Genomic DNA, 23,340 nt, shown 5'->3' with positions numbered 1-23,340 from the left:
AAGTTTGTGAGCAACTGAAATCTAATTTAGATATTAAAGGTAACAATTATCAAGCCAAAATAAACAGCAATTCCAGCTCAAAAACCCCCTAAGCTTCAGGATTTTTATCTCGGATCCGCTTATAAAGTCTAATTCCCAGCATTAGCAGCACTCCCAGTACTATAATTCCGACAACACCAAATATCCAATTAAAAGTACCCTTTAAAACAACTAAAAAGACCACTGCGAATAGAATCAGGGTAGCTCCCTCGTTCCAAATCCGCATAAACTTGGAAGTGTAATTTACCTCATCCCGCTGCAATTGATTGAAAATTTGATGATTTTTTAAGTGGTAGACAAAAAGTAATACCACAAAAGTCAATTTTATATGCATCCATGGCTGTTGCAACCAAGCAGGATATAACACTAATAACCAAATAGCGAATAATGTGGCCAAAATAGCGGAAGGCCAGGTAATAATAAACCATAACCGTTTGGTCATCAACTTTAATTGTTGGGTAAGGATCTCCCTTTCAGGCGATGGTTTTTGATCAGCCTCTATATGGTAAATAAATAATCTAGGAATATAGAACAATCCCGCAAACCAGGTAACCACAAAAATGAGATGAAGGGCTTTAATATAATTGTAATAGTCGCTCATATATTGGCTGTTGTTCTGTAAAGATAATGGACGGGTTTCTTAAAAACTAATCTTTGGTACCCGTACTGTTTATTTCATTATTACAGAAGACTAAAGCGAATAAAAAAATATCCAATACTGAGTATTTCTTTAAAATATGGCCCTATTAACTGACTTAAAATGTTCTTCAGGAGCCTTAAGATGAATTTGGAATGGTTTATTTTTTTTAGCAATAGGACATGATTCCCTGAAAAAGTTACGTAATTTGGGTAAATGCAAAGAAAGTTATCCATTATAAACCTACTCTCGGTAGTTTTGGTCATCGCCGTAAATTATATTTCACAAGCAGTCCGCATTAACGATACCACTATAGGAGAATTAAGTCAGCGATATACAAATCTTTTCACTCCTGCCAGTTATGCATTTGCCATTTGGGGCCTTATTTTTCTTGGCTTATTGGCATATGCCTTCTTTCAGATTAAAGTTGTTTTTTTTGATAGGAAGGAACTTGCATTTATAAAACAGACAGGGAATTGGTTTGCCTTTGCAAATGTCTTGAACGCCCTATGGGTTATTGTTTTTGCTTATAATTATATGGGCTTAACCGTAATCATTATTGCTGGAATCCTAATCTCCCTATTAAAGATCATTATCAATACCAATATGGAACGATGGGATGCCCCTAAGGAAATAATAGTCTTTTCTTGGTGGCCAATTTGCTTTTACAGTGGATGGATTACCGTAGCCACTATAGCCAATATTGCGCTTTATCTAACAAAAATAGGATGGAACGGGGCATTTCTAACTGAAGTGCAATGGACCATTGTGCTCATAATCGTTGCCACTTTGATTAATCTTGTCATCATTTACAAAAGAAACATGCGCGAATTTGCGGCTGTTGGGGTTTGGGCGCTATTCGCAATTTACATTAGGCACCAAGGCGGTTTGGAAATAATTGCATATTCCGCATTGGCATGTAGTGCTGTTCTGCTATCGGTAATTTTATTCCATGGATATAGCAATAGGAAATCCAACCCCTTTTTTAAGTTTTGAATTATTTAATAAACGGACTCTATATTTGCTAGTCTGTATTTACCTAGCAAAGGAGATGCAAATTGTTTTTGCCTAGAACCATTATTCCTTATGGTTTTTCTAACAATGTAGCTCTAACTTCTTTCCTTAAAAAAAAGCCTGTAACCAATGTGGCCAAAACATCAGCAATGGGGAAAGAAATCCACACCCCAAGTTCCCCCAAGTAATTTGGTAAAATTAAAATGAGTGGTATAAAAAAGAACCCCTGTCGACTTAGTGTCAACAGTAGTGCTGGTACAGCCTTACCTATAGCTTGAAAATAGGCGGCGCCAATCAATTGAATGGCTATAATTGGTGTTGCGGCAAAGACCCAGCGCATGGCCGAAGGGGTGTGTTCCAACACGTATGCATTCATGGCCAATTCGTTGGCGGACATCCCTGGCTGATTACTTAAGAACAAAGCAGCTATCTCAGCTGGAAAAATCATTAGCCCTACAAATACTATAAAAGCCAAGCCAGCGGCATAAAGGATAGCGGTATTGATCGATTCCCGTACCCTTTGGTATTTTTTTGCGCCATAATTAAAGCCTGCAATGGGTAAAAACCCCTGAGTGACCCCAAATACAGGGAATAGAGCAAACATCAACATTCGACCAATAATGGCATAGACAGCTATCATAGCTTCCCCTCCCAAACCAAAGAGAATATTGTTCATCAACAAATAAATTAAGCTTATTACGGCCTGTCTGGACAAGGTAACGAAACCCAAAGCCCCAATTTCCTTTAGAATGGGTCGATCGAGTCCAAAATGGGACCATTTCAATTTAAGTTCAGAATTTTTGGAAAGAAAGAAATAAAGAATATATGCAAAACAAAGAAAATAGCCAATTGTCGTTGCCCAAGCAGCACCTTCCATACCCCAGTCAAAGACATAGATAAAGATATAATCCATCAACAGATTTCCTACTGAGGGAATTATCATAGCGTTCATAGCAAATCTAGGTTTGCCTTCAGCCCTAATAACCGTATTTCCCATCATACATAAGGCTAAAAACGGCACCCCGTACAAAACAATGGTATAGTATATTTTAGCCGGTCCAAAAATATCTCCTTTACCTCCAAAGGCAGGAATAAGGCTATTTACATAGTACAGCCCCAATATCACCATAACTATGGTGACAAGAAGTGTTAAGGTAATTTGATTCCCGAAGGTTTTTAGTGCCTTTTCGCTATTACTTTCTCCTAAGGCACGCGAAATAATACTGGAACCGCCAATACCAATGGCCATTCCTAGAGCTGCTATAAAAAAAGAAACCGGAAGCACAACATTGATCGCCGCTATGGCAATAGAACCGATCCAGTTACCCACAAAAATAGAATCGACCAGAACATTTAAGGACATGACCAAAATACCAATAGATGCCGGAACTGCTTGTTTTATCAGTAATTTACCTATAGGCTCGCTGCCCAACTGATTTGAGGACACTTTGGCCATTACCCGGGAAGTGTTTCCTTAGCCTGCCAGTCTCCAATCCATTTTACCATTAAATTCACCCAGGCTTCATTGTCGTTAAGACAGGGTATATGTTTATAGTCCTTTCCACCTGCTTCCTGAAACTGATGTTTTCCTTCCATGGCAATTTCCTCCAAAGTTTCCAAACAATCTGCAACAAAGGCAGGCGTAATTACAGCCAAGCGCTTAATGCCCTCTTTTGGTAAACGTTCAAACTCAAAGTCGGTATAAGGTTTTAACCAAGGATCGTTGGGCAATCTAGACTGAAAAGAAAGACTCACCTTATCATTGGAAAGACCAAGGTTTTCCTTTACTTTTTCTGTCATCTCATAGCATTGATGGCGATAACAGGTATGATGTGCCACCGAATTGGTCTTACAACAATTGTCATCTATCTTGCAATGAAATTTTGTGGGGTCGGACTTTCTAATGTGCCTTTCGGGAATACCGTGATAGGAAAATAAAATATGGTCATATTCAAAACCTTCCAATCCCTCCGCAATACTTTTTGAAAGCACTTCAATATAGTCGATATTATTATAAAATGCCGGAAGAGTTGTGATTTTCATATTAGGAAAAAATTCCTCCCCAACCTCCATAGTCTTTACCACAACCGTTTCATATGAAGACATAGCATAATGAGGATATAATGGAACCAACAACACCTCGTCCACTCCTTTTTCATGCAGCTGTTCAAGGGCTTTTTTAATGGTCATACTTCCATAGCGCATACCCAGAACAACTGGAATATCACTTTGTTCTTTTACCTTGTTCGCAAAGCGTTCGGAAATCACGACTAAGGGAGATCCCTCTTCCCACCATATCTTTTTATAGGCCTCGGCGGATTTTTTAGGTCTGGTTTGTAAAATAATCCCTCGCACAATAATATTTCTTAACCATTTGGGAACATCAATAACCCGTTCATCCATTAAAAATTCGTCCAAATAAGGTTTAACATCCTTAGGCGTGGGACTATCAGGGGAACCTAGGTTTACCAACAAAACTCCTTTCATTATTCCTTTTTGATTAATTTACTTGCGTAGCAAAAATAACACATGCAGGGCAACAATAATTTAAATCCTCCAAATAGTTTCTCTATACCGTCATAGATATCCCTAATTTAAACGCATAAATAAAAAACATTCATTATTAATACCATTTAGTATTTTATTTATAAAACCCATTCTCCATCTATTTTAGGCATTATAAATTTCCATGCCAATATGAGGGATACCTCAGTAGATTTGGGTCAAAGATTAGCTGGGACAAAGGCTTAGGAGTTTTTATATTGAATAGATTTTAGTATGTTACGGATAACATTGAATAAAAATTCACCTAGATGGAAAATATATTTAAAAACGTAGACCACCAGACCGTCGTATATGCAGCGGGCACGTTTGTTCTTTTGGCTATACTTTACATAATCACCTACCTTACCCTCCGGAAATTGGGAAGCAGTCCGAAGTATCTAATTCCCAAAGATGCCATGAAAAAAGTGGGTATGCCACTTTTCATCTTATTCCTATCTTTCCTGATTCGCTCTAAATCCCTTCATACTGTATTATATCTAAACGATTTTAGTTTTGTCATTAAAAAGACCAGCACACTTCTTATCATATTTTCTATCACCTGGTTGATTATAGTAGCCCTAAAAGTTGCCAAAAAGTTGATTATCCAAAACTATAATGTAGAAACATCCGACAATTTAAAGGCCAGAAAAATATATACTCAATTCAACATATTAGAGCGCATTTTCATTGTACTAGTTGCGGTACTGGCCTTGGGAGCGGCCTTAATGAGTTTCGACAGCATTAAAGAAATAGGTGTAAGTCTTTTTGCTTCTGCTGGGGTGGCAGGAATAATTATAGGTTTTTCCGCCCAGAAACTAATTGGAAGCATTCTCGCCGGAATACAGATTGCCATTACCCAACCCATTAAATTTGATGACGTAGTGGTAGTTGAGGGAGAGTGGGGCCGGATAGAAGAGATTACACTAACTTACGTAGTAATCAATATTTGGGACAAAAGGCGACTAATTGTTCCAACGCCTTATTTTATTGAAAACCCTTTTCAAAATTGGACCAAAACATCCTCAGATATTTTGGGTACAGTTTTTATTCATACAGATTACCGTGTTCCTTTTGATAAACTAAGGGAAGAACTCACCAGGATATTGTCCACTACTGAATTGTGGGACGGAAAGGTAAATGTACTTCAGGTTACCGATGCCAAGGCCCAGAGTGTAGAGATACGTGCCTTAATGAGTGCGGTGGACTCACCTACTGCGTGGGACCTAAGGGTTTTGGTCCGAGAAAAACTGATTGGTTTTTTACAAAAAAATTATCCTGAAAGCCTACCCCATACCCGATTATCCCTTAGCAACAACATGGAGCCTACCTCTTCTGAAAAATAAAGGGAATTCTCTCTTGATTGGCATGAAACATGATGCTTTAATACAAATAAAACGTTAATTATGCGCCAAGCCTTTATTCCTACATATTTTTGAGGCATTTTTAACTAAAATTTGGATTTTGGTATGCGCTTAGGCCTAGGTTTACTTTTATTGCTTTTAACACAAGGAATCCATGCCCAGGAAGAAAACAGTCTTCTTTGGGAAATTTCCAGTAACAACCTACCGCAGTCGTCTTATTTATATGGGACTATGCATGTAAGTCAGAAAATTGCCTTTAGATTGGACGATGTTTTTTACGAAGCCTTGGATAAAAGTGAAATTGTGGCTCTTGAATCCGACCCAGGAACATGGCTTGAGGATTATGGGAAAATGCGCAGCAGCGGAATAGGATTTGGGACAGGATTTGTTTCCAAAGGCTTTTACATATACCCTTTTACAATTAAAAACCCTACCAAGGAAATTTTGTCCTCCTACCTTTCCTTGGATGATCGGTTAGTGAACAATATCCTTTACCGTACAAATGAAACTTCTCAAAACTTCGAGGAGGAAACCTATCTGGATATGTTTATTTATCAGGCCGGCAAAAAGTTTTCCAAACCTATAGTAGCCTTAGAAGTTTTGGAGGAATCCAGTGCATTGGTGGGCAGGGCCAATATGAATGCCATGAAACCCAAACCGGACGAGTGGCTTCAAAAAAAGATGCAGACGCAGGATGTTATGTCATTATTGCAGGACGCATATAGGGAACGCAATATAAATCTTATAGATTCACTTGACCAGGCAATGTATACAGAGTATTATTTACAAAATATGCTCTATGCTAGAAATGTAAATATGGTACAAAGGCTGGACTCCATAATGCAAACTGTAAAAGTATTCACAGGAATTGGGGCCGCACATCTTCCAGGAAAAAACGGGGTGATACAACTTTTAAGAAACAAGGGATACAAAGTAAAGGCCCTTACTTCCAGATTCTCCCAAAAGGGACGGGCACTTAAAGATTCTTTGGAAAATAAAACTCTAACCAATGAATACATAACTAGGACCCCCGATGACGCCCTTTTTAGTATTCTTCTTCCCAACAAACTATATCCCATTGCTGAATATACCAATACGACCTACGTATCTCCAGATTTAGCCAACGGAAGTTATCTTATGGTAAACCGAATCCCAACTTTTTCCTATTTAAAAAAGGACTATACCTACACCATTGAGGATGTGGATAGATTGTTGTTCGAAAATATTCCCGGGAAAATCCTTGAAAAGACTAAGATAGAAAATGAGCTGTATCCCGGTTTGGATATTAAAAATCAGTTGAAAAATGGCGATTTTCAACGATACCATATCTATATTACCCCATTAGAAATACTGATTTTTAAAATGAGCGGACATGGTGATTATGTGGCAAAACATTCCGATACCATATTTAATAGCATCAGCTTCAAGTCACTAGAAAAAAAACGTACGGTACTTTTTTCCCAATTCGATGATTTTGAAATAGAAATGCCTTCTTTGTATAATTTTACGAATCGGAAAAGGAAAGGCAATAGATTTATTGAAGGAGTAGATCCTAAAACCTCAGCCTACTACTTTCTAAAAAAAGCTACCCTAAATGATTTTAACTTTATTGAAGAGGACACCTTTGAGCTGAAACAAATTCAAACTCGATTTTATGAAGACCTTAAACTAAAACCAGAATACGGACCCATTGACAACCAAAGTTTAACCTCTTCTGCTAATTTTAGCCCGAACGGAAGGCAAAAGCTGTATTTAAAGACCGTTATACGCAATAACAACTATTACCTCTTAGGGAGTATAAATACGGATAGTACTTACGCGGAGCGGTATTTCGATTCCTTTAAAATTAAGAAACCAAATTATACCGAAGAGTTTAAAAAAGTACAAGATACGGCACTGTTTTTTTCAACGGTAAGCCCTATTGACCCTCCTAAATTTGCTGAAAACAGCAATAACTATTACGAACGCCATAAAAAGCCAAAACCTTATAGCGCTTACACCAAGAAATCAGTTTATCAGAATAAAAATAATGAGGCCGTATTGGTAACCGTTAACAAAGCACATGATTTTCTGATGTTTCCCAATATTGATTCAGTATGGATGCTCAGGAGAAAATTGTACCGTCAAAATACGCTTAATATTATTCGCGAGCAGCGCCCACAATACAACAATAAATATCACGAGATAAACTTAACCCTTGTAGATTCGGGTAGTACACGGGGAATAATGATTAAAAACATCGTTAAGGGAGGCCTGCTTTATGAAGTTAAAGCACTAATAGATACCGTTATACCCCCAAGTAAATTTATCACCGATTTCTTCGAAAACTTCACCCCAAAGGATACCCTCATAGGTTCATCCATTTTAAGCGATAAAACAGGCAATTTTTTTAAGGCCATCAGACAGAACGATAGTATTGTCCATGATGGCTATCCCTTTGTGCAATTTTATAAAAAACACGAAGATTCCCTAAAATACTACATATCCGACTTTAACTTTAAGGACAATCAAAAATATTTACAAGCACATCTAATCCAAAAATTGGCGCAAATGCAAGATGTGGATGCCACAGGGTTCTTTGAGACCTATTATGCCAAATCCTACAGCAACTCTAAGGCACAAACAAAGATACTACAGGCCATAAGCAAAAAACAAAACGAAAGCTCCTTAGAATTACTCCTGCGGCTAATGTCAACTGACCTGCCTTTGGTTTCAAGCAAACAGGAAATTCAAAACATATTCCAGCCGTATTTAGACAGTCTGCCACTTGCCAATAAATTGTTTCCTGAGATTTTCGACTACAGTGCCATAGAAGAATATAAATCCCCAATATTCTCCATTCTTGCAAAGCTAAAAGCCCGAGGATTGATCAAACCAAAAAGCTATAAGAAATATAAAAACCAAATATTAAATGATGCTAAAATCCAGCTTAAAAGACAGCTGGGTCTCTCCATGGATCAATTAACTGATGAGTCCTCTACAAGCGCCGACAACAATTATGACATCCTAGAAAATTATGCGATTTTACTATACCCATTTATTAAGGAAATGGAGGTGGCCTCATTTTTCCAACGCCTGTCTATGGTGGAAGACCCGGAAATTCAAACATCCTATATAGCTCTAATAGTGAAAAATGAAGAAAATCCCTTTAGTGGTGACATAAAAATACCCAAAAGTTTAATAATTTCCTTGGCAGAAAATCCAGAAACACGATTATTGCTATTCGAGAAATTACAGCATATTGGCAAATTAAATATGTTTCCCTCCATTTACAGAAATCAACAAGCCCTAGCGGAGTCCATTCTCTATAACACTATGGAGTTAAATCCCGAGCAACACGCAATTGAATACGTCAAGAATCAAAAATTGTATTATCCCTCCAGCAATTACCACGGCTATTTTTTTAAAGTAAAAGATAATTATAGCAATACCTTAAAAATGTACCTATTAGCATTCAAAAAATCCAATAACATCGAATCTAAATCTTATTATATAAACAAAGGTTTCAGCATTACGGACATTAGTACGGAGGAAGAAGTATTGCGGTTAACTACCGAAGAGTATAATTTAAAGGACAGACCACGGACCATAGTAACCAACCCTTCTGCCTATTCAGGATTTATGCATTAGAGACAGAACGAACGATATAAAAATAATGATGTCCCAAATAGTCGAATTAGAGATAACATGCGTAATGAAACAAGCAGCATGTCCAATGTATGCAATTGATAAATTATATTAGAATTAAAGATTTTACAAGAATTTTTTATGAACTTGGCTAGGCTATTAAAAGACTTGTATCAATAAATAGCTCAACTTCGCAGACTTGAACAATAACCTAAAACCAATTGGTATTAAATGTTTATATTATTCTAACATACAAATAGTTGTGCAAATTTATTTCAACTATAGATTTAATTATACTTAAATGAAAAATACATTCTATTTCATTATATTTCTTTGTTTCAACCTACATGGAACCGCGCAAAATCTGATTTGTTCTGCACAGGATAGGGATACCTTTGACAGTAAGATCAAGGTCATAGCAACTCATAAAAACAAAGAAATTGGAGCAACCATAGTGGCCGTTGGAAAAACTTTTATCGGGATTCCTTATGTAGCCAAAACCTTGGAAATTGGAGTGACTGAATCTTTGGTAATTAACCTTCAAGGGCTGGACTGCACAACCTTTGTAGAAAATGTTTGGGCCTTTAGCCTTATGGTACAAAATAATGAAAAGGACTTCGACTCCTTTCTTGATTACTTAGAAACCATTCGGTATAAGGATGGAAAGCTCAATGGCTACGCCTCACGGCTGCATTATTTTTCAGAATGGATCGCCAACAATGGGCATAAGGGCTTATTAAAGGATATAACCTCCGAAATTGGAGGTGTGGAAAGCAATAAGGCCATCAATTTTATGAGCACACATCGGGAGCTTTATCCATTTCTAAAAGATGCCGACAACTATAAAAAGATTGAGGCTTCGGAGGAATTTCTTAAATCGCAGTCCATCTGTATCCTACCACAGGACCAAATCAAAGCCAATGAGCATTTAATTCGATCTGGCGATATAATTGCCCTGACTACTTCCATTAAAGGGCTGGATATCACGCACACGGGTATTGCTAGTCGTGAAGCCGATGGCAGAATACATTTGCTACATGCTTCCACCGGATCTATGGAGGTTGAAATATCCAAACTACCTCTTACCGATTACCTAAAAGGAATTAAAAGTAATACGGGGATTATGGTGGCACGGCCCTTATAAGGCTACCAATTATTTTCCTTGAACTGGAAAACGTTAAAAGGAACGGCCGCACCTTTAATCTTTAGAACCACAATACCGTGGCCTGGAACTTCCATCTGAATTGTTTCCTCCTTGGTGGTTTTATAGTCTTTATTGGCCCATATATCCCGAATGGTATATCCTGCCGAGGCCTTAATTCCTATATCTGAGAGTTTTAAAGTAATGTTCGCCTGGCTATCGGACCTATTAAGCAATCCTACAGCTATTTCGCCGCTCATAGTATCCATAAGTGGTTTTGCCCAAACTTCCAATTCCCCATAATCTACCAAACGCCTTGCTTGATAAACATAAGAACTTTGATTGAGTGCTATCATTTCACGATTGCTGACCAATTTCAATGTTTCATTAGACATGGTGGTTAGATCATTACCCAATAAAAGTGGCGAATGCATTAAGCACCACATTGAAAAATGGGTCCTATCTTCCTCCAGCGTCATTCCCCGTCCCACTTGAAGCATATCCATATCATTATAATGTCCGGCAGAACTGTAGGCCCACAAATCGGCATTTAAATCAATAATCCTTAAAATGGATTCAAATCTATTGCTGATATCTCCGGAAATTCGCCATGAATCTGCTACTTGGGTCACCCATTTTCCTGGAAATTTCCATCTACAGACATTATAAATTACGTTAGGGTCAATAGACCTTACTATTTTTCCTATCTCGGAATATCTGGTTTCCTCATCCAGTCCCAACCATTCTCCGCCGCACCAATCAACTTTTATAAAGTCGTACTTCCATTCCTTTAGATATAAGGTCAAGTCCTTCCGGTCATGTCCATAAAGCCCCATTCCGGAACCAATAGTGTCTTTATCCCAGTAGGAAGCACAGGTGTTGATTCCCGCATCGGAATAGATTCCTGCCTTTAGCCCTTTTGTGTGAATGTACTCTGCCAGAGATTTCATCCCGGAAGGAAAACGCTCCTTGTGTACCAAAAGGTTTCCATTTTTATCCCTTCCCCCATAAAATCCGTCATCTGTGTTGATAAACGAATAACCAGCGTCCTTTAACCCAGTGGTTACCATGGCGTCTGCTTGGGATTTTATAATATCCTCATTAATATTTACCCGATAATTGTTCCAGCTGGCCCAACCCATAATGGGTGCCTTGGGAGGTCTTGTGGCTTCTTTTATTTCTACCTTATTCAGAGAGGTATTCGAAGAATTTCCGTCAGTCTTTAAATTACAGGAAAATGATAATATGCCTAAAAAGAAGGGAAGGGTGCTTCTCAGATTTCTAGTTAGCATTTGTCTCTATGGTTTGTTTTAGTATTTTGCCCACTTTCCGGTAACCTTTTGCATTGGGGTGCAAGCCATCCGAAAAAAGGCTGGCATCAATTTTCTTGTCCTTATCCAAAAGCACCTCCCCGATATCCGCATAATCAACATTATTGTCGATTGCCAGCGCAGCTATCCCCAGGTTTAAATTAAGCATACGCTCCTCCTTATCCACCCTTGGGAACAATCCCAACAATAATAGTCTAGCTTTAGGCTGCCTTACTTTAATGGCATTGATTACCAATTCCAATCCACTGAGAATCTCTTCATCCGTATTGAGATGTTCATTGTTGGTGCCTATCATTAGTACTATTTGCTCTGCTTCAAAGCCATCCAATTCATCGTGATATATTCTCCAGAGCACGTTTTCCACTCTATCCCAACCAAAACCAAAATTCCTTATCTGAAAATCCTCCAAATAGGTTTTCCAGGAATCGGCCCCATTGCTCAAAGAGGCTTTTGGCATACCCCCCCAATAATGGGTTATACTATTTCCGAAAAAACATATTTTGGGAGCGGTTTCCCTATTCATTTTTAACAACTCCTGATGTCGACCCTCCCAAGGGTACATTCCGGGCTCTCTAGCTTGGGTTACAGGAATTGTCGTAGAAAGGGTCCCAATGGGTTCCTTTATTATTTGACGAATTGTCCTTTCATAGGCCACAGCATATTCCATCATCCCCAAATCCGTAGGATGGGTACCATCCACAAAGCTCTCCATGGATAGATTCATTTCTTCTTTAGTCATTAAAAAAATATCTTGCACACCTTCAGCCTGTAGTTGGGCGAATGCCTCTTTTGCAATTCTATTCAAATCCGTGTAAGTTTTGAAACGTTCACTGTCTACGGCCCCATCAGAATATCCATCGTGTTCCACCACTAAAATTGGGGTAAATGGTCGCCTTTTTTTTATTTGTTTTACCGCAGAAATTATAAGTTGCCGTACCTCGTCCAATGAGCGATCCTTGGTAGCGCCCAAATTAGGCAAACAATCCAAAACATATAATTTGGCATCTATTTCCGTAATAAAATTGAGTACCTCTTCTTCCAGTCTTCCATTACCTGAAAAAGCCAAATTAATAAGCGGCCTATCCAATTTTCTTCCCAAGATAGAGGTCCATGCCATTCCAGGGCGAGAGGCACACGCTCCATGGGCTATGGAGGTACCGTATACTACTACAGGCTTCTCCCCTCTTAAAGGCAAAGGCTCAAAAACAGCATCTACTGGAACTCCAATTTCCAACCACTCCACCTCATTGTACAAAGGCAAATACAACTGATACTCCCTACCTTTTTCATGATACTTTTCTTTAGGATCTATGTTGGAATAGCGGTATTGTATCGTATCCGAAAACGAATATTTTCCTCTGTACCATCGCCAATCCCCATCACTGGTTTTGGCATATAAGTCCACCCCGCTAACACCGGTTGCAGGCATATGGGGCATGGCATGATTGCCTTTTACCTTGTAGCGTACTGTAATGGATTCGGCATCGCTTCTAAACCTAAGAGAGAGCCCTGCCGAATGTTTGGATAGGTTCCAAACAGCAGCCCTAACTCTTTCCTCGGCCTGCTTGGGTAATCTATGATACCTGGAAGCCACCTGGTCCGGCCAAGCCTGCCCTTCAACGACCAGGGAATTGGTGTCCGTTGGGTTCCACCATTTGATGTTTTTATCCTCCTGGGCATTGGTAAATTGAAACAGAAAAATAATTGTCAAAAAACCAATAAGCGACTTTGTTCTCATATAACTTTATTTTAATTTCTTATTTTTAATGGGCACCCAGACCTCCTCTTCCGAACTATCGTCATTTTTCCTATATCTATCCCCTAAAACCTCAAAATGTTCCCTATGATCCAATTCATAGTCAGAGTGCGGCAACCAAACTCCATAAATATACTGGGCCGTTTTGGGAAAGGCACTGGGCAAACCCTTATGAATAAAAACGGCATATAATCCTCCAAACAAGGTATAAGATTCCACCCCCTTGGGCAAGACCTTATAATCCTTCACCTCCACAACCGCCCACTTTTCAAATTGGGTGGTATCATTGAATTCCGAAAAACTCAGCAGCCGTTCATATACCTGCATGCTTATCAGACCCGTGTTGATAGCGTTCCCAATTTCCTTTCTTCTGCTCATAAATCCCTGCCATAGTTCCTTGGTCCTATCCTCCGATAAGCACATGACCAATCGGTTTCCGATCAATTTTTTTTCCGATACCTCTTCAATTCGTGGATCTATGTTGAATCCCATTTTACACTATCCTTGATTTATTATTCCATTTGTGAGCCTATAAAAGGTATTCTCGGAGCCAAAAAATATCCCGTTAGACTAGCAAACAGGATAGGGATAAAATACCCAAATCCGGTCAAAGTAGCCAAAAGAATAGTAGTACTCATTGGTGTCCTCGTGACACAAGCATTTATTGCTGCCATGCAACTTATTATAGCCAGAGTGGGATTAATGGAAGGGAATAAAATATAAAGTATCATCCCTAAGCTTACCCCAACAAAAAATAAAGGTATAATAAAGCCACCCCGCCAACCAGAGGTAACCGTAATGGCTATGGCGACAATTTTAAAAACCAAGATTGCTACAAGGGCATTCAGTGATAAATCCTGTGTAAGCAGTTCGTTAATTTCATGATGTCCAAAATATCTCGTCAACGGAAAATAATAAGCTATAATCCCTAAAAGAAAACCCCCAATCAAAGTTTTTAAATAAATAGGAATAGGTTTTATTTCAAAAATTGATTTGAAAAATTTGGTGCAGTAGATAAATCCCCAGGCCACTATGGTGCCCACCACTGCAAAAATTACGGCATAGAGAAAATCGAACACCCCACTGTATTCATATTCCGATAAATTCCAAATGGGACCAATACCCAAGTGAATGATCAGAGCAAAAACTACATAACTGAAACTACTTGCTACCAAGGCAGGAATAATAGCCTTATAGTATTCCACAGCATGCTTATGATGCAGTATTTCCAATGAAAATAAACTGCCCCCCAATGGAGCGCCAAACAAGGCCGTAAAACCCGAAGCCATACCCGCAATACTCAAGGAACGTAATTCTTCGCCTTTTAACCGAAATACTTTTCCAAGCCAAGTGCCAGTTGATCCAGTAACTTGTACCAAAGGAGCTTCTGGACCCAGACTGCCTCCGGAAGCTACACACAGCAAGGACGATAATATCATTGAGGGATTATTCTTGGGGTCTAACTTCCCTTTATTAAAGCGAATGTTGTTTACAATGAGGTGGATTTCGCCGGGGTCACCAATAAAATGAATCACCAAACCGGCCAATAAACCAGCGATCGACATAAGGGGAATTACGAACCAACCTTCAAAAAATGCCATTTTGTGGGTCAAAAATTCCAAGACTATCCAGTATATGCCCGCGATCAATCCCCCCAATAAACCCAATAAGGCCCATAATAAAAAGGTGCGACTAAACACAAAAGGATTGAACCGAATTGGCTGGTCCAATATATTTAGGTAAGTAATGAGTTTTCTTCTCCGTTTTAGCTTCACTATTCCGCCAACTTGTTAGGTAGGGAGGCCAATGCCATCCAATAATTATAAGAATCTCTAAATATAGGGACAAGTTGATTAAGGACAAAGCATTTTTAAGAAGCAGCTCAGCTTTAGGCCACGTTCTCTATGGGTAAATATTTAAATCCATAATAAAATATCTTGGTTGAAAACAGATTAAGACTTTTCTCTTTCTTGCCAACTAAACGTTCCATAAAATAAAATTGATCCTTAGGCAAGGAAAGAAAAACTCACAAAAGAAATTGCTGAAGGCATTTTAAGTAATCCGCTATCGCTACAGTTACTGTGCTACAAACATGGCCCAACTTGGATACTCTCAAAAATATAATCCTTGTGGTAAGGGTACATGTCAGTTTAAGGTTAAATTTTATAGAATAGACACAAACTTATTAGTCGGTTTATGTACTATTTTATAGGAAACAGGGTCATAAACAGGTATTTCATCGATGAAATTGGTGTTTAATCTCCGAATATCATAAGCCGCATAAAATCTATAATAAGATAAAACCAACCTATCGGTTGGTTTTATGTATATTCTTACATCTAGGTAAAAACTAACGCAAACTGAAGAATAATAGATTTCTCTCTAGTTTACGGCAATCAAAGTGACCTCAAAAATTAGTACAGATCCACCAGGTATCCCATTATAATCCCTACTGCCATATCCCAAGTGTGCAGGCACCAAAAGCAAACCATTACCGCCTTCCTTAAAATAGGCAATTCCTTCTGTCCAACCTTTTATTACCTGGTTCAGTCCAAAAGAGATTCCTTCAGAATCACTTTGATCAAAAACAGAACCGTTAAGAAAATACCCTTTATAAGCCACTGTAACATTGGAAGTAGCCACGGCTTGGGTTCCTGTTCCTTCTTCTTCAATTACGTAATAAAGCCCTGAATTACTCCGTACGGCGGTTAAATCGTTCGCCTCAACATAAGCCTTTATATCCGCCTCATTTTTAGCCACAAAATCTATTTCCTCTTCAGATTTTTTATCATTATCACAAGAAACAAAGAGCACTAGGGCCAAAACAAAAAGTATATTCTTCATAGTTATTAATTTTTAAGGGGCAAATATAGCGTATTACCTATAATCTTTGATGGTGAAATTTTGGCAGGACTATATAAATTTTAGTTAATTATCATAAACAAAGCACCCTTAAAACCTCAACTAGTAAGATTTTAAGGGTGCTTAATTCCCTGATATTCCAATCTATACTACAAAGCCCGGTCTATAATTTCTGGTTACAAACTGGTTTGCTTCTTCAAGATTGGTAATGCGCATGTTCTCACCGTCCCAAAGTAATTTCTTACGAGCAAAGAACTCCATCTTGCCTTTCTCGTTTTCTTTTTGCAACATATAGCTACGGATAGCCAAGTTCCCCATAAGCACAGTTTCTGTCATTGGCCCAGCATAATCAAAAGAGGATGTTAGTCCAAGGTGCTCTTTACTGCCAAAGCCAGCCTTACAGGCATCTACCCAAAGTCGCTGATGTCCATATTCCGGCTCATCATTAGGCTCTACTTCCGGACCAAAATCCGTAGAACCATCATTTAGATACAGTTTCGGCATTAAAGGAGAACTGTCATTGATATTGGTAGAGATAATTCCCTTTTCTCCAATAATCATTACTCCATTACGACTACCATCACCACCAATATTATGATCTGCAGGTATTATTTCTGGATGTGCAGGTCTAATGCCGCCATCGCTCCAAGTAAGCTCTATTGGAGACTTACTCTTGTCTGTCTCCCCAAAGTGTAATGTTATATACGAAGAAGCAGGACATCCTTCTGGGTGGTATTCCCTCCCGTTCTCTGGAGTATAAATCTCACCTACACTACATTCTGCATCTGTTGGATACTTAAGTCCCAAAGTTCTAAATGGAATATCGATCAAATGACACCCTACATCACCTAAAGCACCGGTGCCATATTCCCACCATCCTCTCCATCCAAAGGGATGCAAGTGAGGGGTATAAGGCTTAAATTCTGATGGTCCCAACCATAGGTCCCAATTAAGGTCTTTTGGTTTAGCACTTGGATCCGGTTTTGGAAATGCTCCCCCTTGTGGCCAAACTGGTCTGTTGGTCCATACTTGTACTTTGGCTATTTTACCAAGGTCCCCGGAATCTACCCATTTTTGAACCATTCCCAATAAAGGATTGGAACCGCCCTGGTTCCCCATTTGGGTTACTATCCTTTTACTTCTTGCCATTTCGGTCAGAATTCTTGCTTCCCGAATATTTTGCGTCATTGGCTTTTGAACATATACATTTATCCCACGCTCCATAGCATAGGCCGCTGCCGGTCCATGAACGTGGTCTGGGGTAGAAATAGTAACAGCATCAATATCTTTTTCCTTGTCCAACATCTCCCGAAAATCGGCGTAAAGCTTTGCTTTCGGAAATAATTCTACGGATTTCTTTGCTGATCCGGAGAAATCTACATCACACAAAGCCACTACTTTTTCCCTACCTCCTACCGAGGCATTGCGAATATCACTGGCACCTTTTCCTCCTGCGCCAATGGCTGCTATATTTAACCGATCACTGGGAGCCGTATACCCAACACCTCCAAGTACATGCCTAGGCACGAAAAAGATAGAGGACGCCATGGCTCCTTTTTTGATAAACGATCTGCGTGAATCGACAGATTTCTCAGATTTTTTTTTCTTCATAATTATTGATTATTACATTTTTACCTTCTCAATTTAACTTTTGAAAAAATCTTTCTAAACCGGTGCAACTATAACTGTATTATTATACGCTTAACTATAACCGCCTTAGGGACTTAGCAATGTATAACAATTTTACAAACCCTATCACTGAGATTTTCTCAAATACTACTATAATATTAACCCTAAAAAACAATGGCCCTACCAACTATGATATAGTTAAAAATGATAAGTAGATTGCGTGTAATGTGGTATGGGTCTATTCTAGCAGAGTACCTTAATAAACCAGCGGCAAGTATTGTCATTGTACTTCATGATTCTACTAAATCGGCAGGGTTGCCGATCTTGATCAAAAATCCGTCCAATCTTGTGAACATCAATGCCCCTCTTGGATACATAAAAAGCGAGAAAAATAACGAAATAGGGAGGCTTAGAGCCTTGGACCAACTAGATATTTGCTATAAAACGGTCAACCTCATTACCAGACTTTGGGTAATTGCTAACTGGCCACATACCCAACCTTAATACATATGGTAGCAGGTGTAGCTTTTAGAATTGGGGGTATACAAGAATTTGGGAACTAAGAATAGCCCATCGATCTTCTTAAAACTTCAGATATAACATTGTCTTATTTCAAATAACAGGGGGTACATTTCCTCCCATTATTCCCCATAATACTTTTTAGGCCTTCTTAATCAAAGCTTCGGTCTTCAGTACATAAATACGACTTTCCTTTTCTTCAAAACCTAAACTTTTATATAAATTAATGGCCTCAATTCTTTTATCTGCGCTGAAAAGTAGAATTTCCGTAAGTCCTTTTTCCTTTCCCACGGACACCAATTTTTCCATAAGCTTCCTTCCTATTCCTTGCCCCCTGTGTTCTAAATCCACAACCACATCCTCAACCCAACCTTTTATGCCGGATATAACAGTATAGGTACACATCAAGGCCATTCCCAAAACCTTATCATCTTTCTTGCAATACACCAGACATATGGGATTCTCTGGGTCAAGCACATGCTTTAGATCAATTTGTTTTATATCTGCATTCAACTGGCGAAACAATCCAGCCAATTGTTTTTCCATATCCGGGTTGACGTCAGACTCTTGTAGTAGGGCTATTTTCATAGGTTCATCTTTAAACTTAATAGTAAAAACTTAGGGTTATAATAATTCGCAAATTTAAAATGAACTACCTCGAGGCAGAGCCATCGAGGTATCAAAATAAACGTAATTGATTCTTATGTATCACGCTATATTGAGATTTTCCCTGGTTTTGGAGGTATTTCTTAATTACCTCTTCATTCGCATACTGACCAACCGTATTCACATAATACCCACTTGTCCAAAATTTACCTCCCCAAAGCAATCTTTTCACTTCGGGGTGGAGCCTGAAAATTTCCTTTGCCGTAACGCTCTTGACTGCTCCGATTATCTTTTTAGGAGCACTCGTCGGAACGCTCTGAATCAGAAAATGAACGTGGTCGACATCAAGGCCGATTTCCAAAAAATGAATCTCGTAACGTTCCTCTATTCCAAGACAAATTTCCTTGAACGTTATAGTAACTTCATCACTAAGCACCTTTCTCCTATATTTGATAGGACAAACAAAATGATACAAAAGCAAGCTTTTATTATGGCTTTTATGAATATGTTCGCTCATACCCACAAAAATACATATCATTACGCTACACCCGAGGCAGAGCCTCGGGGAATTCTATAGATTAAAAATAAATTTTATAGGTGATTCAGGTATCTTCGAAAAGACCAACAAAGCTGCTGCTTCAAAATACATAGGTATACCATCAATAAGAAATACCTATTTTGAAAATCGCCTTCTAAGTACAATAGATTTTGCTGGCTATAATTTGGTCTTGGGCATTAAAGGTCTATCAGAATATAAGCTAATATTCTATGTATTTAAGTCAGAAATGAAAGATGTAAAAGTGTAGAATAGGGTTTGTATCCAAAGTAAATCTATTTTCCAGTAGGAATTAAATAAAAATTATACTTAGCGGAATTAATACCATTTAACACCCATTATCTCCCCTCCTATCCCTCCTTTGCTAAAAGGGATTCTTAGAACACTTGGCCCCATCTCAGACATTATAGTTCATATTAGTACAAAAAAAATTGGCTCTACAGTTTGAGAGCCAATTTGTGCCTGGTAAAAATTAAAAGGATGCTGATTAAAAAAAGAAGTAACCTACAGAAACTTGTAATACCCCATTTCTGTATTTATCCGAAGCACCATCTACACCATTAATATTAGATAACCCAAAATCGTACCGTGCCCCAAAATTAAGTCCGTTGTTTAGTTTATATCCCAATCCAAGGTTTACACCAAAATCAATGGTTTTAAAATTATCTTTTACGTCTACATCTTCATATTTTCCGGAAAGTAATAACCCAATTTGTGGACCAACTTCCACACTAAAACCTTTTGATAAATAATATTTACCCATTAACGGAAGATTCAAATAATTTAATGCCACTACATCTTCGCCAATGCTATAACCCTGAATAGAATACATTAGTTCCGGTTGAAACGACAGTTTTTCGCTAAATGGCATTTCGGCGACAACACCAAAATTAACTAGGCTGGTTATAGGGTCTAGGTCTCCCGTATTGTCCCCATAGATCGAGGCAAAGTTAATGCCCACTTTAGCACCGAGGTGAATGTCTTGGGAATGTACATTTGCCAATCCAAAAACGGTCAAGGCGGTAACGAGTAATAATTTATTCATTCTTTAAAATTTAAATTGTTCAAAGCAAAAGAAGATATTTTTAAGTGTCTACTCTTATTTTTTATAAACGTATTAACGTTTTTAACCAATTTTAACAAGCGTGTTGGCAGGCCGCATTGGGGTAGTTAACACCTGAAATTAAATAGGTTCTTATTTAACTTCAGATTACATCCATCTCAGACTATGATGACATTAACTTTTAAGAATTTTGTGGAGATATTGCGCTGCTGTAATTGTACTAAATCTTTATCTCTGTATGCTATAATTACTTTATTTAAAAAATATCCAGTATTCAACCCACAAAAAAAGCCCATCTAAATTAATAGATGGGCTTTTATAAAACTTGAAGTATATGTATTAGATAACTTTTACGTTTACCGCGTTTAAGCCTTTGTTTCCTTCTTGAAGATCAAATTCAACTTCGTCGCCTTCGCGAATCTCGTCTATTAATCCTGAAATGTGTACAAAGTGATCTTTTTCAACTCCTTCTTCAGTGATAAATCCAAATCCTTTAGACTCATTGAAAAATTTTACTGTTCCTTTACTCATTGTAATATTTATTAAATTTATAATACTTACTTAAAAGGCAAATGTCGTGCCAATTTTTTTAATACACAACTATTTACCTTTAGAATTTCATAATAGCCAAAAAGAAGACACAATTAATAGGTCTCCCCTACCTTCTATTTATGCCACATATCCTCATTTTTGCACTCATAATTTGTCAAAATTAAAAAATGCATTTGAAAACTGGTCCATTTCTGCTTTACATAATAAACAAAGAGCGATTTTGGGTTCTCTAGAGAGTTTATAACTGGCCAACAATAGGCGGAGCCGGTTCCACTTGTTTCATGGTTTCAGGCAAGGTCTTTGTCAACCCCACATTTTTTGCCTTATATCAGCTTCGAATTAAAGGCAATTAAATTATGCTAAGCGAAGTATAAGTGCTCAGGGCAGGAATCACACCAAGTGGAAAACGAAACCAATAATGGTAATTAAGCTTCTTTTTTCTTTTTGGTAACAAATTGGTTTTTATTCCTTATTTATTCAGGCTACATAAGATTTATTGAAATATTTTTGTAACAAATTAGTTAATTTACCCTTGTTGATGGGCTTCGAAATATAATCATTACATCCTTCTTCAATTATCCTTTCTTTGTCTCCAGAAAGTACAGATGCCGTTTGTGCAATTATAATTACATCTTTATTAAATTGACGGATTTGTCGGGTTGCCTCAAATCCGTTTAACTCCGGCATTTGAATATCCATTAAAATTAAATCAATGCCGGGATTGTTACGACATATATCTACAGCCTCTAAACCTGTTTTCGCCTGAAGTAATATTACACTATAATCTTTGACCATGGCGGATATAAGCATTGCTGATATCTTGTCATCTTCGGCAATCAATATTTTTAACTTAAAGGCTTTAGGGTCCAATATACTTTCAATATTTTCCGAAGAGAGGATGGTTTTACTGGTTGATTGTTCTGGTCGTTCTATCCAATGAGGTATGGTGAAATAAAATGTTGAACCTTTTCCTTCTTGACTTTCTACCCAAATTCTACCACCAAGCATTTCCACATATGCTTTGGAGATGGACAGACCAAGTCCTGCTCCCTCAATGGCCATTTTATCTGAAAGACCTGCCTGTATAAACCGTTCGAATATGGCTACTTGTCTTTCTTTTGGTATTCCTATGCCCGTATCCTTCACATAAAACTCCAATTCTCTTGGCTTGGGTTCTGATCTATCAACATAACCCAGCTCAATTGTACCTTGCTCAGAATACTTAATGGCATTTTTAACCAGATTGGTTAGAATGGAATAAATTTTTTCGCTATCGGATTTAATAACCGCCTCTTTTCCAGTCAAGGTAGTTTTGATTAACAAACGCATTCCTTTCTCCTCAATTTGAGGTTTAAAGAATGTATGTATAAATTCGATTTGTTTGTTAATATCGGATTCCTGTATAGTTAGTTCAGTTAATCCCGATTCAATTTTCGAAATGCTAATTATATCATTGATGATATTGAGCATTCGCGCTCCACTTTCTTTAATAATACCTATATATTCTTGCTGCATTTCTCCGGTAAGTTCAGGTTCTCTCAACAAATCCGCAAAACCCAGAATACCATTCATGGGTGTCCTTATCTCGTGGCTCATATTAGCTAAGAATGCTGATTTTAGCAAGTCACTATATTCTGCCTTTTCCTTTGCCTGAGTTAATTCTAAAGCACGCTTTTCTTTCTCTTCGTTTTGAAAAACTAGTTCTTTATTGGCAACAACCAGTTCGGCTGCACGTTTCGCTTTCTCCTCGTTTTGAAAGACAAGTTCTTTATTGGCTGTAATCAGTTCGGCTGCACGTTTCGCTTTCTCTTCGTTTTGAAAGATAAGTTCTTTATTGGCTATAATTAATTCGGCTGCCCGTTTTGATTTCTCATTATTTTGAAAGACAAGTTCAATATTTGCAATGACCAACTCCGCTGCACGTTTCGCTTTTTCTTCATTCAAGAATTTAAGTTCCAGATTGGCAATTATTAATTGGGTATAATACTCCCCAATTTTAGGACAGCAAGTTAAGTTGTAATTTAACCCTGTCAAATATGAAGAGATCAAGAAGAAAATTCAGTGCATCGTTCAAGGCCAAAGTGGCCATTGAGGCGTTAAAGG

Annotated in this window: 19 protein-coding genes; 5 read left to right on the top strand and 14 right to left on the bottom strand. The window is 38.0% G+C overall.

Annotation, left to right across the window (positions count from 1 at the left end; all coding sequences use genetic code 11):
* Positions 1-88: 88 nt before the first annotated feature.
* Positions 89-640: a CopD family protein gene (locus CWD90_RS09670; RefSeq protein ID WP_103475755.1), complete on the bottom strand. Its 552-nt coding sequence runs from the start codon at positions 638-640 to the stop codon at positions 89-91.
* A 252-nt stretch (positions 641-892) separates the two neighbouring features.
* On the opposite strand from CWD90_RS09670, the gene CWD90_RS09665 reads away from it, so the two are divergent.
* Positions 893-1,672, top strand: a complete 780-nt coding sequence (locus tag CWD90_RS09665; RefSeq protein ID WP_103475754.1) for a hypothetical protein — start codon at positions 893-895, stop codon at positions 1,670-1,672.
* Positions 1,673-1,760: 88 nt separating this feature from the next.
* On the opposite strand, the gene CWD90_RS09660 is transcribed toward CWD90_RS09665, so the two are convergent.
* Positions 1,761-3,146 carry an MATE family efflux transporter gene (locus CWD90_RS09660; RefSeq protein ID WP_103475753.1) on the bottom strand — a complete coding sequence of 462 codons (1,386 nt, stop codon included), beginning with the start codon at positions 3,144-3,146 and terminating at the stop codon, positions 1,761-1,763.
* Positions 3,146-4,177 (bottom strand): ferrochelatase, encoded by a 1,032-nt coding sequence (hemH, locus tag CWD90_RS09655; protein ID WP_103475752.1) that lies wholly within the window; start codon positions 4,175-4,177, stop codon positions 3,146-3,148. The genes CWD90_RS09660 and hemH overlap by 1 nt, the downstream gene beginning before the upstream one ends.
* A 326-nt stretch (positions 4,178-4,503) precedes the next feature.
* Here hemH and CWD90_RS09650 point away from each other — a divergent pair, with 326 nt between their 5' ends.
* The 3 genes from CWD90_RS09650 to CWD90_RS09640 all read left to right on the top strand — a co-directional run bounded on the left by CWD90_RS09650 (position 4,504) and on the right by CWD90_RS09640 (position 10,366).
* Positions 4,504-5,577, top strand: a complete 1,074-nt coding sequence (locus tag CWD90_RS09650; RefSeq protein ID WP_103475751.1) for a mechanosensitive ion channel family protein — start codon at positions 4,504-4,506, stop codon at positions 5,575-5,577.
* Between the two features lie 123 nt (positions 5,578-5,700).
* The gene (locus CWD90_RS09645) at positions 5,701-9,225 is read left to right on the top strand and encodes a TraB/GumN family protein (protein ID WP_103475750.1); all 3,525 of its coding nucleotides are present in this window, start codon (positions 5,701-5,703) and stop codon (positions 9,223-9,225) included.
* A 298-nt stretch (positions 9,226-9,523) separates the two neighbouring features.
* Entirely contained in the window at positions 9,524-10,366 is an 843-nt protein-coding gene (locus tag CWD90_RS09640; RefSeq protein WP_103475749.1) for an N-acetylmuramoyl-L-alanine amidase-like domain-containing protein, read from the top strand.
* Between the two features lie 2 nt (positions 10,367-10,368).
* On the opposite strand, the gene CWD90_RS09635 is transcribed toward CWD90_RS09640, so the two are convergent.
* From CWD90_RS09635 to CWD90_RS09610, 6 genes are all read right to left on the bottom strand, one after another.
* Positions 10,369-11,655: a glycoside hydrolase family 27 protein gene (locus tag CWD90_RS09635; protein ID WP_103475748.1), complete on the bottom strand. Its 1,287-nt coding sequence runs from the start codon at positions 11,653-11,655 to the stop codon at positions 10,369-10,371.
* On the bottom strand, positions 11,645-13,432 hold the full coding sequence (locus tag CWD90_RS09630; protein WP_103475747.1) for an SGNH/GDSL hydrolase family protein: 1,788 nt from the start codon (positions 13,430-13,432) through the stop codon (positions 11,645-11,647). Before CWD90_RS09630 ends, CWD90_RS09635 begins: the two co-directional genes overlap by 11 nt.
* 6 nt (positions 13,433-13,438) lie before the next feature.
* On the bottom strand, positions 13,439-13,942 hold the full coding sequence (locus CWD90_RS09625) for a GyrI-like domain-containing protein (protein ID WP_239986499.1): 504 nt from the start codon (positions 13,940-13,942) through the stop codon (positions 13,439-13,441).
* 20 nt (positions 13,943-13,962) lie between these two features.
* Complete coding sequence (locus CWD90_RS09620) at positions 13,963-15,225, bottom strand: chloride channel protein (RefSeq protein ID WP_103475746.1); 1,263 nt, start codon at positions 15,223-15,225, stop codon at positions 13,963-13,965.
* A 607-nt stretch (positions 15,226-15,832) separates the two neighbouring features.
* On the bottom strand, positions 15,833-16,294 hold the full coding sequence (locus CWD90_RS09615) for an FKBP-type peptidyl-prolyl cis-trans isomerase (protein ID WP_103475745.1): 462 nt from the start codon (positions 16,292-16,294) through the stop codon (positions 15,833-15,835).
* 162 nt (positions 16,295-16,456) lie between these two features.
* On the bottom strand, positions 16,457-17,923 hold the full coding sequence (locus tag CWD90_RS09610) for a Gfo/Idh/MocA family protein (protein ID WP_103475744.1): 1,467 nt from the start codon (positions 17,921-17,923) through the stop codon (positions 16,457-16,459).
* Between the two features lie 222 nt (positions 17,924-18,145).
* Here CWD90_RS09610 and CWD90_RS09605 point away from each other — a divergent pair, with 222 nt between their 5' ends.
* Positions 18,146-18,445 (top strand): hypothetical protein, encoded by a 300-nt coding sequence (locus CWD90_RS09605; protein WP_157941187.1) that lies wholly within the window; start codon positions 18,146-18,148, stop codon positions 18,443-18,445.
* Between the two features lie 156 nt (positions 18,446-18,601).
* Here the strand turns inward: CWD90_RS09605 and CWD90_RS09600 are convergent, their stop codons facing one another.
* From CWD90_RS09600 to CWD90_RS09580, 5 genes are all read right to left on the bottom strand, one after another.
* Complete coding sequence (locus CWD90_RS09600; RefSeq protein ID WP_103475742.1) at positions 18,602-19,048, bottom strand: GNAT family N-acetyltransferase; 447 nt, start codon at positions 19,046-19,048, stop codon at positions 18,602-18,604.
* Positions 19,049-19,139: 91 nt separating this feature from the next.
* Complete coding sequence (gene tnpA, locus CWD90_RS09595; protein WP_103475741.1) at positions 19,140-19,583, bottom strand: IS200/IS605 family transposase; 444 nt, start codon at positions 19,581-19,583, stop codon at positions 19,140-19,142.
* 526 nt (positions 19,584-20,109) lie between these two features.
* On the bottom strand, positions 20,110-20,667 hold the full coding sequence (locus CWD90_RS09590) for a porin family protein (protein WP_103475740.1): 558 nt from the start codon (positions 20,665-20,667) through the stop codon (positions 20,110-20,112).
* A 357-nt stretch (positions 20,668-21,024) separates the two neighbouring features.
* Entirely contained in the window at positions 21,025-21,216 is a 192-nt protein-coding gene (locus tag CWD90_RS09585; RefSeq protein WP_103475739.1) for a cold-shock protein, read from the bottom strand.
* 498 nt (positions 21,217-21,714) lie between these two features.
* The gene (locus CWD90_RS09580) at positions 21,715-23,181 is read right to left on the bottom strand and encodes an ATP-binding protein (protein ID WP_239986498.1); all 1,467 of its coding nucleotides are present in this window, start codon (positions 23,179-23,181) and stop codon (positions 21,715-21,717) included.
* Between the last annotated feature and the right edge of the window lie 159 nt (positions 23,182-23,340).

It is taken from the genome of Arenibacter catalasegens, from assembly GCF_002909235.1.
In the GTDB taxonomy this organism is placed as follows: domain Bacteria; phylum Bacteroidota; class Bacteroidia; order Flavobacteriales; family Flavobacteriaceae; genus Arenibacter; species Arenibacter catalasegens.
Note: the sequence above shows the minus strand (reverse complement) of the source record. Positions and strands in the feature narration are given on the sequence as shown.

Coding starts and splice junctions, on each gene's coding strand:
- CWD90_RS09630 (WP_103475747.1), bottom strand. CDS start 13,432: ATGAGAACAAAGTCGCTTATTGGTTTTTTGACAATTATTTTTCTGTTT.
- CWD90_RS09600 (WP_103475742.1), bottom strand. CDS start 19,048: ATGAAAATAGCCCTACTACAAGAGTCTGACGTCAACCCGGATATGGAA.
- hemH (WP_103475752.1), bottom strand. CDS start 4,177: ATGAAAGGAGTTTTGTTGGTAAACCTAGGTTCCCCTGATAGTCCCACG.
- CWD90_RS09660 (WP_103475753.1), bottom strand. CDS start 3,146: ATGGCCAAAGTGTCCTCAAATCAGTTGGGCAGCGAGCCTATAGGTAAA.
- CWD90_RS09605 (WP_157941187.1), top strand. CDS start 18,146: ATGATAAGTAGATTGCGTGTAATGTGGTATGGGTCTATTCTAGCAGAG.
- tnpA (WP_103475741.1), bottom strand. CDS start 19,583: ATGAGCGAACATATTCATAAAAGCCATAATAAAAGCTTGCTTTTGTAT.
- CWD90_RS09610 (WP_103475744.1), bottom strand. CDS start 17,923: ATGAAGAAAAAAAAATCTGAGAAATCTGTCGATTCACGCAGATCGTTT.
- CWD90_RS09590 (WP_103475740.1), bottom strand. CDS start 20,667: ATGAATAAATTATTACTCGTTACCGCCTTGACCGTTTTTGGATTGGCA.
- CWD90_RS09640 (WP_103475749.1), top strand. CDS start 9,524: ATGAAAAATACATTCTATTTCATTATATTTCTTTGTTTCAACCTACAT.
- CWD90_RS09665 (WP_103475754.1), top strand. CDS start 893: ATGCAAAGAAAGTTATCCATTATAAACCTACTCTCGGTAGTTTTGGTC.
- CWD90_RS09645 (WP_103475750.1), top strand. CDS start 5,701: ATGCGCTTAGGCCTAGGTTTACTTTTATTGCTTTTAACACAAGGAATC.
- CWD90_RS09615 (WP_103475745.1), bottom strand. CDS start 16,294: ATGAAGAATATACTTTTTGTTTTGGCCCTAGTGCTCTTTGTTTCTTGT.
- CWD90_RS09585 (WP_103475739.1), bottom strand. CDS start 21,216: ATGAGTAAAGGAACAGTAAAATTTTTCAATGAGTCTAAAGGATTTGGA.
- CWD90_RS09625 (WP_239986499.1), bottom strand. CDS start 13,942: ATGGGATTCAACATAGATCCACGAATTGAAGAGGTATCGGAAAAAAAA.
- CWD90_RS09635 (WP_103475748.1), bottom strand. CDS start 11,655: ATGCTAACTAGAAATCTGAGAAGCACCCTTCCCTTCTTTTTAGGCATA.
- CWD90_RS09670 (WP_103475755.1), bottom strand. CDS start 640: ATGAGCGACTATTACAATTATATTAAAGCCCTTCATCTCATTTTTGTG.
- CWD90_RS09650 (WP_103475751.1), top strand. CDS start 4,504: ATGGAAAATATATTTAAAAACGTAGACCACCAGACCGTCGTATATGCA.